The following is an 11,314-nucleotide window of genomic DNA, read 5'->3' on the forward strand; positions in this document are numbered from 1 at the left end:
GTGCAGCGCCGCCAGGCTGCGCGCGATCGCGAGGCCCAGGCCGAGCCCGCCGTGCGGCCGGTTCAGCGCCTGCCGCTTGCCCTGCACGAAAGGCTCGAACACCACCATCAACTCGTCGGACGACATGCCGATGCCTTCGTCCTCGACCACCAGCACCGCATCGTCGCCATCGCGCCGCGCCTGCAAGGACACATGCCCGCCAACCTCGGTGAACTTGCTCGCGTTGGTCAGCAGGTTCGCGACGATCTGCCCGAGGCGCACCGCATCGCCGTGCAGCGGCAGCGGCTCCTCGACCCGCACCTCCAGCCGCTGGCGCTTCTGCTCGAACAGCGGGCTCACCGTCTCGACCGCCTGGCCGACCACCGCGCCCAGGTCGAGCGGCGCGCGCTGCAGCTCGACGCGCCCGCGCGTGATGCGGGCGACGTCCAGCAGGTCGTCGACCAGCCGCACCATGTGCCGCACCTGGCGCTCGATGATGCCGCGCTCCTTGACCGCCGCATCCTTCCAGTTCATGCGCATCAGGTGCAGCGCCGTGAGCATCGGCGCAAGCGGGTTGCGCAGCTCGTGGCCCAGCATCGCGAGGAACTCGTCCTTCGCGCGGCTCGCGTCCTCGGCCTGCTGGCGCGCGCTCAACTGCTCGGTCACCTCGTAGGCGACGACGGCGATCTTGACCGGCTGGGTGCCGTCCGGCTCGGTCAGCGGCTGGTAGACGAAATCGAAGTAGCGCGGCTCGGGCATCCGCACCTCGAAGGCCTTCGCAAAGTACGGCTCGCCGCTGCGCATCACGCTGTCGAGCAGCTCCTTCACGTTCAGGTCGCGCAGCTCGGGCATCGCCGTCAGCAGCGGCAGCCCCAGCAGCGGACGGTCGCCCACCAGGCGCCGCTGCTCGTCGTTCGCATAGCTGAACACGTGCTGCGGACCGTCGAGCAGCGCGACCGCCACCGGCGCGTTGTCGAACACCTCGACCAGCCGGCGGTTCGCGGCATCGCGGATCGCATGCATCTGCTCGCGCACCAGCAGCACCTCGACGCGCGCCGCCAGTTCGCGCGCCGAGAACGGCTTCACGATGTAGTCGTCGGCGCCCTTGGCGAGCCCCTCCAGCCGCGCCTCTTCGCCGGCATGCGCCGACAGCAGGATCACCGGCAGCGTGCGCAACGCGTCATGCGAGCGGATGCGCTTGAGCAGGCCGAAGCCGTCGAGCTCCGGCATCATGATGTCGGTCACGACCACGTCGGGCCGGTGCCGGGCGATCGCGGCCAGCGCCTGCAGGCCGTCGGCCGCGCCCTCGACGTTCCAGCGCGCGCCCAGCACGCCGGCGATGTAGCTGCGCATGTCGGCGTTGTCGTCGACCACCAGCACGGTCGCGCGCGACGCGTCACCCGGCCGTTGCGGGCGCGGTGGCACGGCCGGCGCTTGACCGGCGCGCAGCGCGTCCTCGGCGAACGCATCCAGCGCCATCGCCCTGCCTGTCGCGCCAGATGCTGTTGCGGCTGCCGGCGCGATCCCCACGCGGTGCGCCGGCAGGTGCGCCACGCCCAGCGGCACGCGCACCACGAAGCAACTGCCGCTGCCCGGCGCGCTGGTCACGGTGACGCTGCCGCCGTGCAGGCGCACCAGCTCCTTGACCAGCGCCAGTCCGATGCCGGTGCCTTCGTGCGAACGCGAACGCGCCCCGTCCACGCGGTGGAAGCGGTCGAACACATGGGCGAGCGCCTCGTCGTCCATGCCGATGCCGGTGTCGCGCACCTCCAGCACGGCCTGGCCCGCCTCGGTGCGCAGCGAGACCGCGATCTCGCCGTCGAACGTGAACTTGAACGCGTTCGACAGCAGGTTCAGGACCACCTTCTCCCACATGTCGACGTCGACGAACACCTCGTTCGACAGCGTCTCGCAGGCCACGACGAAGCGCAACCCGGCATGCTCGATCGCCGAGCGGAAGGCCGACGCGAAATCGCGCGTCAGCGCCGCCAGGTCGGTCGCCTGGTAGCTCGCCTCGACGCGCCCGGCCTCGATGCGCGAGAACTCCAGCAACGAGTTGACGAGCTTGCGCAGCCGCTCGCCGTTGCGGTGCGCGAGCTGCAGCGCCTCGACCAGGTCGACCGGCAGGTCCGGGCGCAACAGCGCGTCCTGCAGCGGCCCGAGCATCAGCGTGAGCGGCGTGCGCAGTTCGTGGCTCACGTTGCTGAAGAACAGGTTCTTCGCGCGGTCGAGCTCGGCCAGCGCCTCGGCCTTCTGGCGCTCTTCCAGCCGTGCACGCACCTCGCCGAGCCGCGACGCGACCTGCGACGCGACCAGCGACAGGAAGCTGCGATAGGCGTCGTCGAGCCGCCGGCGCGGGCTGATGCCCACCACCAGCGCGCCGACGTTCGGGGCCTGCCCGGCCACCACCAGCGGCAGCACGACCGCCTGCTGCACCGGCTCGGTCCACGCCCCGCGGATCTCGCCGACCTGCGCCGCGATGCCGTCGGCCAGCTGCGGCAGCCCGCTGCGCTCGGCCTCGCGCACTTCCTGTGCCAGCGGCCCCGGCGACGCCGCATCGCGCACCAGCCGGCGCGGCAGCGCATCGGGTGGCACGTTCGCCGTCTGCGTGATGCGGGCGAGCGCCGCGTCGCGGCCGTCCGGCGCATCGGGGCCGTCGGGCAGGCGATCGGGCAGATACAGCGCGGCGAACGGCAGGTCTTGCGGGCTGTTGCCGAGCGTCGAGACGAGCTGCGCCGCGGCGGCCGCAAGCGACGGCAGCTCGCGGATCGGCAGCGCCGCCAGCTCGCGCAGCAGGCGCAGCCGGCGCTCGCCGATCGCACGCTCGGTGTCTTCGACCACCACGCACAGCATGCCGGCCACGCCGTCGGCATCGTCGTAGACCGGGCTGTACGAGAAGGTGTGGAAGGTTTCCTCGAGGTAGCCGCTGCGTTCCAGGAACAGCTGCAGGCCTTCATCCCAGGTGGCGGTGCCGGTGCTCAACACCTGGCCGATGCGCGGGCCGATGTCGTGCCAGATCTCGGCCCAGACCACGTCGGCGCGCGCGCCCAGCACCCACTCGCGCTTCAGGCCGACGGTGGGCAGGTAGGCGTCGTTGCAGAAGAAGGTGGCCTCGCTGCCCCAGGCCATCCACATCGCGAAGCGCGAGTCCAGCATCACCCGCACGATGGTCTTCAGGCTCTGCGGCCAGCCGCTCGGTTCGCCGAGCGGCGTGCGGCCCCAATCGAAGGCGCGCATGCGCTCGCCCATCTCCCCGCCTCTGTCCAGGAATCCCAACGACGTGTCGACCATCACCAAATGCTAGCCGCGAAAGCAACGGCTGGTGACGCGCGTTACCGCCAGATCGCAGCGTGCGCCACCCGCGGCCGGCGGCGGCTCGGTTAACCTCGATGACTTTGCAACCTCCGACATTCCCATGCGCCTCGTACCGATCGCCTGCCTGCTGTGGTTTTCCTGCGCTGCCATGGCGCAATCCAAGGACGAGGTCGTCGAAGGCGGGCTGCAATCCGGCCAGCGCTACCAGCTGGCGCAGCACTGCGGCGCGAGCGACGCCGCGCTCGATGCCTTCAAGGATCGCTTCGAGGCCGAAGCGCGCAGCCGCCAGGACCTGCTGGCCAAGCTGGACATCAACATCCTGAAGCTCTTCATGCAGGGCCGCCTGAATGGCGACCTGGCGTTCGAGGAGCTGAAGACCAAGCCGCAGGCCGACCGCGATGCCGCCTGCCAGCAAGCGCTGAAGTCGATCAACCCGACAGGCTGACCCCGGCCTGCTGCCAGGCGGCGTGCAGCGCCGCGGCCACCGGCGCGCTGGCCGCGGTCATCGGGGCGCGCAGGGCCGGGCCGATGCGGCCCAGCGCCGCCAGCTGCGCCTTCAGCGGACCCGGGTTCGGCTCGGCGAACAGCGCGGCGACCATCGGCGCCAGCGCATGGTGCAGCCGGCGGGCGCGCGGCAGGTCGCCTGCCTGCACCGCGTCGTACATCTCGACGAAGCCGCGCGGGTGCAGGTGCGCGCTGGCCGCGATGGCGCCCTGCCCGCCCTGGCACAGCGTCGTGAAGATGTTGTGGTCCTCGCCGGACAGCACCGCGAGCCGGCCGTCGGCGATCAGCGCCTGCGTCTTGCGGGGGTCGCCGCCGCAATCCTTCAGCCCGCGCACGCCGGGGATCGCGGCAATGCTGCGCAGCGTCGCCAGGCTCATCTCGGTGCCGGTGCGGTACGGAATGTCGTAGACGACGATCGCGCTCGGCGCGGCCGCCGCGACCTCGCGGTAGAACTCGACGATGCCCTGCTGCGTCGGCCGCACATACGAGGGCGGCGGCACCAGGAAGCCGGCGACCGTCTGCTCGCCGAAGCGCCGGCACGCGGCGGCCACCTCGCGCGGCGCGATGCCGCTCACGCCCATCAGCACTTTGCGCCCGCCCGCAGCCTGCAACACGGTGCGCAGCACGGCGGCCTGCTCGGCTTCATCGAGCGTCGCCGCTTCGCCGGTGGTGCCGCAGGCCACCAGGCCGTGAATGCCGTCGGCCACCAGGCCGGCGACCAGCGCGGCGAGCCGTTCATGGTCGACGCGCCCGTCGGCCGCGAACGGCGTGATGACGGGAACCCAGATGCCGGACAGGTGTTGCATGAATGCCTTCCTCACGATGGCGCCGGGGCGGAGAACACCCGGACAGGCTGGGCATTCTAGGCAAGCGCGACCTGTTGCATTCAAGATCGCCGGGCGCGACACCTGGCGCCGCGCGGTCAGCTGATCAGCGCTTCACTTGCAACGGCAACAAGCGCAAGCGCGCGCGCTTCGTGTCCATCGTCAGCAGCGCACCCATCGAGGCGACAGGTTCATGTCGACGAGAAGACGCATCCTGCGTCACACACCGGCCAACTCGACCTCGCGCTCGTCGGCGCGCCAGGCGGCATAGCGCAACGCCTGCAGGATGTCTTCCCGCTCAAGATAGGGGTAGTCGGCCAGGATGTCATCGACGCTACGGCCCGCGCCGACCTGCCCCACCACCATTCCCACGGTGACTCGCATGCCGCGGATGCAGGCCTTGCCGCCCATCATGTCAGGTCGCTGTGTGATGCGTTCCAGGGGTCCCATGTCAGCTCCTTGTCGCAACGCGAACGATGGTAGAGAGTATCTCCTCGCGGCAGCGGCGCGGCTAGCCGATCCGCACGTTCTCCACCAGGAAATCCAGCAGCGCCCGCACCCGCGACGGCAGGTGCCCGCCCTGGCCGACGAACACCGCGTGCACCTCTTCGACATCGCCGGGGTTGAAGTCTTCCAGCACCGCCACCAGCCGCCCGGCCGCGATGTCGTCGCGCACCTGGAACGCCGCCAGCCGCGCCAGCCCGAGGCCGGCCACCGCGAGCCGGCGCAGCGATTCGCCGTCGCTCACTTGCGCATTGCCGTTCAGCGCCACCGGCACGACCTGTCCGTCCTGCAGCAGCGGCCATCCCTCCAGCGCCCGCGCGTAGGTGAAGCCCAGGCGGTTGTGCGCGGCCAGGTCGGCCGGCGTGAGCGGCATGCCGCGCTGCTGCAGGTAGGCCGGCGAGCCGACGATCAGCTTGCGCGTCTCGCCCAGCTTGCGCGCGAGCAGCTGCGAACTCTTCAGCGGCCCGGCCCGCACCGCGACATCGGTGCGGCGCTCCAGCAGGTCGATCACCTCGTCGGTCAGCACGATGTCGAGCGTGACCTCGGGGTGCAGCGCCAGGAAGGCCGGCACCAGCGGCAACAGGAAATGCTCGCCGAACGGCACGTTGACGTTCACGCTCAGGCGCCCGCGCGGCGCATCGTTGGTGGCCGCACCGCGCTCCGCCTCGTCGAGGTCGGCCAGCACGCGCACCGCGCGCTCGTAGAACACGCAGCCTTCGGGCGTCAGCTGCACCTGCCGCGTCGAGCGGGCCAGCAGCCGCACCGCGAGCCGCGCCTCGAGCCGCCCGACCAGCTTGCTGACCGCCGATGGCGTCATCCGGAACGCCCGCGCCGCGGCCGAGAAGCCGCCCAGCTCGACCACTCGCACGAACACCTCCATCTCGCCCGAGCGGTTCACATCCAGTCGTGCCATGCCGGTCCTCGCTGATGAAATCGGTTCACAAGTGCTTTTCCGCCGGGCAGTCTAGTCCAAGGCACGGTTTGAACTCATCATTCCCGACTCAACGGCATCTGAATTCACAGTCATGAAGAACACCAAACTGGCGCTGTATGCGCTGACCGTCGGCGCTTTCGGCATCGGCGTCACCGAGTTCGTGATCATGGGCCTGCTGCTCGACGTGGGCACCGATCTCGGCGTGTCGGTGTCGGCCGCCGGGCTGCTGATCTCCGGCTACGCGCTGGGCGTCGTGGTCGGTGCGCCGCTGTTGACCGCGCTGACCCAGCACTGGCCGCGCAAGACGCTGCTGCTGGCGCTGATGGCGGTCTTCACGCTCGGCAACCTGAGCTGCGCGCTGGCACCGAGCTACGAGCTGCTGATGGCCGCGCGCGTGCTGACGGCACTGGCGCACGGCAGCTTCTTCGGCGTCGGCTCGGTCGTCGCGACCGGGCTCGTGCCGCCGCAGCAGCGCGCGTCGGCGATCGCGATCATGTTCACCGGCCTCACGGTGGCCAACATCCTCGGCGTGCCGTTCGGCACCTGGCTGGGCCAGCACTTCGGCTGGCGCGCGACCTTCTGGGCCGTCAGCGCGGTCGGGCTGCTCGCGATGGCGGCGCTGGCGCTGTTCGTGCCGACCCAGCCGGCGAACCGCGACGGCAGCTCGCTGCGCGCCGACCTCGACGCGCTGCTGCGCCGCCCGGTGCTGCTCGGCTTCGCGACCACGGTGCTCGGCTTCGCGGGGCTGTTCGCGCTGTTCACCTACATCGCGCCGCTGCTGACGCAGGTCAGCGGCTTCAGCGCCGCGGCGGTGTCGCCGATCCTGCTGGTGTTCGGCGGCGGGCTGGTGATCGGCAACCTGGCCGGCGGCAAGCTGGCCGACAAGCACCTCGCCGGCACGGTGCTGGGCTCGCTGGCGGTGCTGGCGATCGTGCTCGCGCTGACCGGCTGGGCGCTGCACAGCCAGGTGGCCGCGGTGCTGTTCGTCGGGCTGCTCGGGGCCGCGTCGTTCGCGACCGTCGCGCCGCTGCAGATGTGGGTGCTGGACAAGGCGCAAGGCGCCGGACAGAGCCTCGCGTCGAGCTTCAACATAGCAGCCTTCAATCTGGGCAACGCGCTCGGCGCGTGGCTCGGTGGCGCGGTGATCGCCAGTGGGCCCGGCCTCGCGTCGCTGGCCTGGGTGGCGGCGCTGCTGCCGCTGGCCGGCCTCGCGATCGCGGCGCTCGCGATGACGCTGGACCGCAGGCCGGCGCCGGTCGCTTCCGCCAGCGCCTGACCGAGGACACCCCATGACAGCACGCCGCACGCTGCGGCGCGGCCTCGCCGCGACCGTGTCCATCCTCGCCTGCCTGGCCGCAGTGCCTGCGCACGCCGGCACCTGGGTCCCCAGCTGGACCGCCAGCCCCGAGGCGAGCTGGGGCGCGGCGTTCGCGCTGCCCACCGGCATCCCGGCGTCGATCGACAACCAGACGCTGCGCCAGATCGTCCGGCTGAGCCTCGGCGGGCGGCGCGTGCGACTGCAGCTGTCGAATGAGTACGGAACCGAGCCGCTGGTGATCGGCGCGGCACAGCTGGCGTTGGCATCGGCACCTGGGCATGGCCGCGCCGTGACCTTCGGAGGGCAGGCCGGCGTTGTCGTGCCGCCCGGCGCGCCGGTGCTCAGCGACCCGGTGGAGTTCGAGGTCGCGCCGCTCGCGTCATTGGCGGTCAGCCTCTACTTCCCGAAGCCGACCTCGACGCAGACCTTTCATTGGGACGGCCGGCAGGCCGCATCGCTCGCGCCCGGCAACCAGGTGGCCGCCGCGCAGCTCCCACCCACGCCGGGCCTGAGCGCGCGGATCTTCCTCAGCGCCATCGCGGTCGAGGCAGGCGCGCCGCGCGGCAGCGTCGTCGTGATCGGCGATTCGATCACCGACGGCAACGGCGCGACGATGGACGCCGACGCGCGCTGGCCCGACTTCCTGGCCGCGCGCCTCGCGCCGCAGCGCATCGCGGTGCTGAATGCCGGCATCTCGGGCGGCCGCCTGCTGAGCGACGGCATGGGGCCGAGCGCACTCGCGCGCTTCGACCGCGACGTGCTGATGCAACCGCACGTGCGCAGCGTGATCGTGCTGATCGGCATCAACGACATCAGCTGGCCGGGCACCGCCTTCGACCCGCAGCGCAGGCCACCCGAGCTCGCCGAGTTGATCGCGGGCTACCGCCAGTTGATCGCCAGTGCTCACCGGCGTGGCGTGCGCGTGCTGGGCGCGACGCTGACACCGTTCGAAGGTGCCCTTGCCGGCACGCCGCTCGCGGACTACTTCCAGCCGCACAAGGACGCGCTGCGCCGGCAACTCAACGCGTGGATCCGCGACAGCGGCGAGTTCGATGCGGTGCTCGACTTCGACGCGCTGCTGCGCGACCCCGCGCAGCCGTCGCGCCTGCAGCCCGCGTTCGATTCGGGCGATCACCTGCACCCGGGCGACGCCGGGCACCGCGCGATGGCCGGCGCGGTGCCGTTGCCGGCACTGCTCGGTCAGATGCCGACCATGCCCTGAAGGCTCAGGTGCGTGGCGGTGCCGATCACCGTCTCGCCGAGCTTCGCCAGCGAGCCGTTCAGCCCGATCGCGTAGGCCACGACCTTGTCGTCGCCGAGGTAGGCGGTGTAGAGGAACTTGCCGTCCGGGCTGATCCACGAATCGGCCGCGACGCTGTTGATGCCGGCCTGCACCGACGGCTCGAGTGCCGCCGTGGCGTCGAGCAGGGTCAAGGTGTTGCCGTTGATCGCGTACGACGAGATCGACCCCGAGCCGTTGCCGACGAACGCGGTCTTGCCGTCCGGCGTGACGACCAGCCAGCACGGCGCCGCGGTGCCCGGCGCGCTGGCCTGGCCCAGCGCCGCGAGCGCGCCGGTCGCCGAGAACGAGAACGCGTTCAGCGACTGCGTCGAGATGCCGGTGGACAGGTAGACCGGCGACGCCGCCCCCGGTACGAAGGCCCCGGCGAACGGCGTGGCCAGCAGGCCGGCCGACGTGACCGGCGCGCCGAGCGTGCCATCGGCCGCGATCGGGAACGACAGGATCGCGTTGCTGCCGGTGCCGGCGCTGACCACTGCGAAGCCGCCGTCGGGCGACACGATGACCTGCGTCGGCGCGGCCGTCGCGAGGCCACCGAGTGCCAGCAGGTCGTAGCTGCCGAGCTGCGTCAGGCCACCGTCGGCCTCGACCTTGAACGCCGCGAGCTGCGAGGCGCCGCCGATGAAGGTCGCATACAGCACACCGTGGTTCAGCGCGAGGCTGTTCGGGATGTGGCCGGCCGCCGTGCTGCTGCGCTTCTTCAGCGTCAGCGCACCGGTGGTCGGGTCGACCTTCATCACCGAGATCGAATCGTCGCCGCCGTTGACGACGAACACCGTCGAGCCGTCGGGGCTCGCGATGATGCTGTGCTGGCTGACCAGCGAATCGGGCACCGTGGCGCCGGCGGCATTGACCGCGTTGGTGCCGGCGCCGCCGGTCGGCGTGGTCTCCTTGCGCACCAGGGTGCCATCGGCCTGGCGCGTGAAATGCACGATGGCGTTCGCCGTCTCGTTGGTCTCGGTGTAGAGCTGGTTGGCCAGCGCGGCCTGCGGCGGCGGCGGGGCCGGTGCGGCGTCGTCGCCCCCGCCGCAGGCGGCGACGAACATCGTGGCGGCGAGCGCGGTGGCGAGCAGCGCGACGCGGTGGTGGGAAAGCTTGCTGGCGTGGTGCATGTCTGTTTCCTTCGAGTGGTGTGAGCAACGCCAAAGCCTTGGCGTCTCGGTTCGTCGAAGGGAAACCGGCTCACTTACCCGTTGGATGCACCCGTTCCGAAATGTGATCTGCGCGTGATGTTCTGTGCGGCGCGGTCCGGGATTCAGTCCTCGCGACCGAGGTCGCGCACGCTCTGGCGCAGCAGCGCGAGCTGGCCTTGCACGTTGCGGCACATGGGGCAGACCGGCAGGTGCGCGGCCAGCCGCCGCTCGTCGTCGGGCGGCAGCGGCCCATCCTGTTCGGCGCTCAGCAGGTGCGACGCCGCTCGGCAGTCGATGTCGTCGTCGTCGACCGGTTCCGTGCTCATGCCGCGTCCTTGAACCAGCGCAGCTGCAGGCACTCGCGCAGCTGCATGCGTGCGCGGTACAGCATCACGCTGCAGTTGTTGCTGGTGATCTGCAGCTCGCCGCAGATGCCGTCGATCTCCAGCTCCAGCCACTCGCGCATCATGAAGATGCGCGCGAGCTTCGGAGGCAGTTTGTCGATGCACAGCTGCAGCGTGTCGAAGAACTGCGCCTGCTCCAGCGCCCGTTCGGGGTGCTGCCAGGCCGGTGGCGCCTCGCGCCAGTGGCCGTCGGCCGCGAACAGCGCGTCGAGCGCGTCGTCGACGCTCTGCTCGCCCAGCGGCTCGACATGGATCTCGCGGCCGCGCCGGCGCAGCACGTCGATGATCTTGAACTTCAGGATGCCGGTCGCGTAGGTCTTCAGCGAGCTGCGGCCCTCGAAGCGTTCCGGTGTCTCGAGGATGGCCAGCAGCGTTTCCGACACCACGTCTTCGGCCAGGCTGTCATGGCGCAGCTGGAGCTGCGCGAACCGCAACAGCGGTTGGTGCAGGCTCGACAGTTCGGCGGCGATGTCCATGGGGCGCGACTGTATCGCGCCAGGGCCTGTCGGCACTAGAACACGACGCCTGCGTACAGCAGCAGGTTGGCGTACGGCGTGAACTCGCCGCTGCGCACGATCGCGCGCGCCGACGCGCTGCGCCGCTTCAGCTCGTCATGCGACAGCCGCTCGACCGGCACGCCCTGCATTCGGTCGCCCACCTGCTCGACGAACCCGGGGCTGTGCTGCTGCGCCTCGTGGGCCAGCGCGATGCGCTCCACCTGCATCTCGCTGAGCAGCGCCTGCAGCACCTGGTCGAACGACGGCACGCCGCGCGTCAGCGCGAGGTCGATGCACGGCGTGCCCACCGGCACCGGCAGCCCGGCGTCGGCGATCACGACCAGGTCGCCATGGCCCAGGCCCGCCACCAGCTGCGACAGGCCGCGGTGCAGCAGCGGCGTCTTCTTCACGAGGGCGAGAGCGCCGGTTGCAGGTCGCGCGCGAACGGCATCGAATCGATGGTGCCGGGCCGCGCCACGCTGAACGCCGCGGCCTGCTGCGCATGCGCGATGGCCGCGTGCAGCGCCGCGCCGGCACAGCGCGCGGCGGCGAACGCGCCGATGAAGGTGTCGCCGGCGCCGGTGGTGTCGACGGCCTTGGTG

The 11,314-nt window shown here is 71.1% G+C and carries 12 protein-coding genes; 3 read left to right on the forward strand and 9 right to left on the reverse strand.

What is annotated here, in order from left to right:
- Window positions 1-3,216, reverse strand: a 3,216-nt coding sequence (locus ACXJLU_RS31140; protein ID WP_457337631.1) for an ATP-binding protein, incomplete at its 3' end; no start/stop codon positions are given.
- A 178-nt stretch (window positions 3,217-3,394) separates the two neighbouring features.
- On the opposite strand from ACXJLU_RS31140, the gene ACXJLU_RS31145 reads away from it, so the two are divergent.
- Window positions 3,395-3,739: a hypothetical protein gene (locus tag ACXJLU_RS31145; protein WP_457337632.1), complete on the forward strand. Its 345-nt coding sequence runs from the start codon at window positions 3,395-3,397 to the stop codon at window positions 3,737-3,739.
- Here the strand turns inward: ACXJLU_RS31145 and dapA are convergent.
- The 3 genes from dapA to ACXJLU_RS31160 form a co-directional block, all read right to left on the reverse strand.
- Entirely contained in the window at window positions 3,723-4,604 is an 882-nt protein-coding gene (dapA, locus tag ACXJLU_RS31150) for a 4-hydroxy-tetrahydrodipicolinate synthase (protein WP_457337633.1), read from the reverse strand. The genes ACXJLU_RS31145 and dapA overlap by 17 nt on opposite strands.
- A 237-nt stretch (window positions 4,605-4,841) precedes the next feature.
- A complete protein-coding gene (locus tag ACXJLU_RS31155; RefSeq protein ID WP_073466692.1) occupies window positions 4,842-5,072 on the reverse strand; it encodes a DUF433 domain-containing protein in 231 nt (76 codons plus the stop codon).
- 61 nt (window positions 5,073-5,133) lie between these two features.
- A complete protein-coding gene (locus ACXJLU_RS31160) occupies window positions 5,134-6,039 on the reverse strand; it encodes a LysR family transcriptional regulator (protein ID WP_457337634.1) in 906 nt (301 codons plus the stop codon).
- A gap of 112 nt (window positions 6,040-6,151) precedes the next feature.
- Between ACXJLU_RS31160 and ACXJLU_RS31165 the strand changes: the two genes are divergently transcribed.
- Both ACXJLU_RS31165 and ACXJLU_RS31170 read left to right on the forward strand, forming a co-directional pair.
- Window positions 6,152-7,336 (forward strand): MFS transporter, encoded by a 1,185-nt coding sequence (locus ACXJLU_RS31165; RefSeq protein WP_457337635.1) that lies wholly within the window; start codon window positions 6,152-6,154, stop codon window positions 7,334-7,336.
- A 13-nt stretch (window positions 7,337-7,349) separates the two neighbouring features.
- Window positions 7,350-8,600 (forward strand): SGNH/GDSL hydrolase family protein, encoded by a 1,251-nt coding sequence (locus ACXJLU_RS31170; RefSeq protein ID WP_457337636.1) that lies wholly within the window; start codon window positions 7,350-7,352, stop codon window positions 8,598-8,600.
- On the opposite strand, the gene ACXJLU_RS31175 is transcribed toward ACXJLU_RS31170, so the two are convergent.
- The 5 genes from ACXJLU_RS31175 to ACXJLU_RS31195 all read right to left on the reverse strand — a co-directional run.
- Window positions 8,579-9,790 (reverse strand): lactonase family protein, encoded by a 1,212-nt coding sequence (locus ACXJLU_RS31175; protein WP_457337637.1) that lies wholly within the window; start codon window positions 9,788-9,790, stop codon window positions 8,579-8,581. The two genes, ACXJLU_RS31170 and ACXJLU_RS31175, sit on opposite strands and share 22 nt — an antisense overlap.
- A 143-nt stretch (window positions 9,791-9,933) precedes the next feature.
- Window positions 9,934-10,137, reverse strand: coding sequence for a zf-HC2 domain-containing protein (locus tag ACXJLU_RS31180; RefSeq protein WP_457337638.1), 204 nt, complete (start codon window positions 10,135-10,137; stop codon window positions 9,934-9,936).
- Window positions 10,134-10,691 (reverse strand): sigma-70 family RNA polymerase sigma factor, encoded by a 558-nt coding sequence (locus tag ACXJLU_RS31185; RefSeq protein WP_073466686.1) that lies wholly within the window; start codon window positions 10,689-10,691, stop codon window positions 10,134-10,136. Before ACXJLU_RS31185 ends, ACXJLU_RS31180 begins: the two co-directional genes overlap by 4 nt.
- Window positions 10,692-10,726: 35 nt before the next feature.
- A complete protein-coding gene (gene rbsD, locus ACXJLU_RS31190) occupies window positions 10,727-11,122 on the reverse strand; it encodes a D-ribose pyranase (protein WP_457337639.1) in 396 nt (131 codons plus the stop codon).
- On the reverse strand, window positions 11,119-11,314 hold a 196-nt coding region (locus ACXJLU_RS31195), incomplete at its 5' end, for a PfkB family carbohydrate kinase (protein WP_457337640.1). The genes rbsD and ACXJLU_RS31195, both read right to left, overlap by 4 nt.

Source organism: Rhizobacter sp. P5_C2 (assembly GCF_054049715.1).